The sequence below is a fragment of the Sulfurimonas sp. genome (genome assembly GCF_032250635.1).
In the GTDB taxonomy this organism is placed as follows: domain Bacteria; phylum Campylobacterota; class Campylobacteria; order Campylobacterales; family Sulfurimonadaceae; genus Sulfurimonas.
Genome location: NZ_JAVVFL010000272.1, coordinates 1 through 1,597, shown reverse-complemented (window position 1 = coordinate 1,597; position 1,597 = coordinate 1). Strand labels below are relative to the sequence as shown.

Here is a 1,597-nt window from a genome sequence, read left to right as displayed (position 1 = left end):
CGGAACCTTTTACTTATATGACGATGTTGTTATCGCTTCTTCCGCTGACATGGTAGTCTTTATTTAGATCTTCAAAATAGACGTTATAAATTTTGCCCAAATGTGTTCTGTTTTTTTCGTCCAGAATTTCCGTTTGAAGATTTTGTAACGTCGTAAGCCTATGGGAGGCAACCTCTTCATCTACGACATTTGTAAAGTGTTCGGCTTCTGTCTCAGGTCTTGGTGAGTATTTAAAAGAGAAGATTTGATCAAATCTTACTTCTCCTACAACTTCAAGAGTCTCTTCAAAATCCTCATCGCTCTCTCCGGGAAATGCAACGATAACATCGGTTGAGATGCTTACCTCAGGGCAGACACTTCTTAGCTTTTCAACACGGTTTAAAAACCACTCTTTGGTATAGCCACGCTTCATACCTTTGAGAACTTTTGTGGAACCGCTCTGAAGCGGCATATGCATTGATTTGCAGATTTTAGGATTTGAGGCAAACTCCTCTATAAACTCGTCATCCATATGAAACGGATGCGGCGAGGTAAAACGGAGTCTCTCAACGCCCTCTATTTCACTAAGTCTTTTAAGCAGTTCTGTAAAATTAATCTTCTCATGTTCGCCGGAAAATCGGCGTCCATAATTATTTACGTTTTGCCCGAGAAGAAAAAGCTCTTTTGCACCACTCTGCACTGCTCTTTTAGCCTCGCGCAAAATAAGCTCTGCAGGGATAGATATCTCATCTCCGCGGGTTTTTGGAACTATGCAGTAAGTGCATGATTTGTCACACCCGATGGAGATATTGATGTAGGCTTTGTATGGAGATGTTCTAAACTCATCAAAAGCAAAAGAGCTCTCATCATAGTTTATATCTACTTCAACTGCTTTGTCTCTGTGAAGAACTTCCGTTATTTTAGAGACATTTCTAGCGCCTAAAACAAAACTGACATAAGGCGCTCTTTTAATAATCTCTTCACCAAGATGCGATGCTGTACAACCGCAGACACCTATCTTAGCCCCCTCTTTTTTCTTTTTGTTAAAGACTCCGAGTTCTGAGAAGAGTTTTGATACAGGCTTCTCTCTGACCGAACATGTATTTATTAAAATAAGGTCTGCGCTTTTTAGGTCATCAGTAGTCTCATAACCCTCTTTTTCTCTAAGCGCAGCAATGATATGCTCACTGTCACGAGAGTTCATAGCACAGCCTAATGTTTCAATAAAAAGTTTCTTTGACATTATAAATTCTTAGTTTATGATGTGAACTTGGTACATGTACTCGTTATCGGCAAGTCCATACTTAACCTCATTCATATAAAAACTTTTTCCCTTTGTCTCAAAATAGTCCTGAAGCTCTAAAAGGTCTTTATGTGAATTTTCTCTATCAAAGTAAAAAATCGCACTCTCCTGCTTCTCTAGAGCAGCCTCTATCTTTTCTAATTCTGCCTTTTTAGGCTTTGTCGTAATATCTGTTCTTGCAAACTTTAAATCCATAATCTCTCCTCATTTATATTAATGCTATATATTTTTGCATTATAGTAAAACTCTACTAAAAATCGTATTAAAGCTAATTTTATGACTATTTTTGGTACAATCACACTCTTCATAAGAAAT

General features: G+C 37.9%; 1 protein-coding gene and 1 pseudogene. Both read right to left on the bottom strand.

Annotated elements, in window-relative coordinates; all coding sequences use genetic code 11:
- Positions 1-16 precede the first annotated feature (16 nt).
- Positions 17-1,225 (bottom strand): annotated as a pseudogene (miaB, locus tag RQ763_RS11685) (tRNA (N6-isopentenyl adenosine(37)-C2)-methylthiotransferase MiaB); the annotation flags it as partial.
- Between the two features lie 6 nt (positions 1,226-1,231).
- Positions 1,232-1,477: an HP0268 family nuclease gene (locus RQ763_RS11680; protein WP_294931390.1), complete on the bottom strand. Its 246-nt coding sequence runs from the start codon at positions 1,475-1,477 to the stop codon at positions 1,232-1,234.
- Positions 1,478-1,597 lie beyond the last annotated feature (120 nt).

Bases quoted from the DNA above. Each gene is read 5' to 3' on its own strand.
- RQ763_RS11680 (WP_294931390.1), bottom strand. From the start codon at position 1,477: ATGGATTTAAAGTTTGCAAGAACAGATATTACGACAAAGCCTAAAAAG.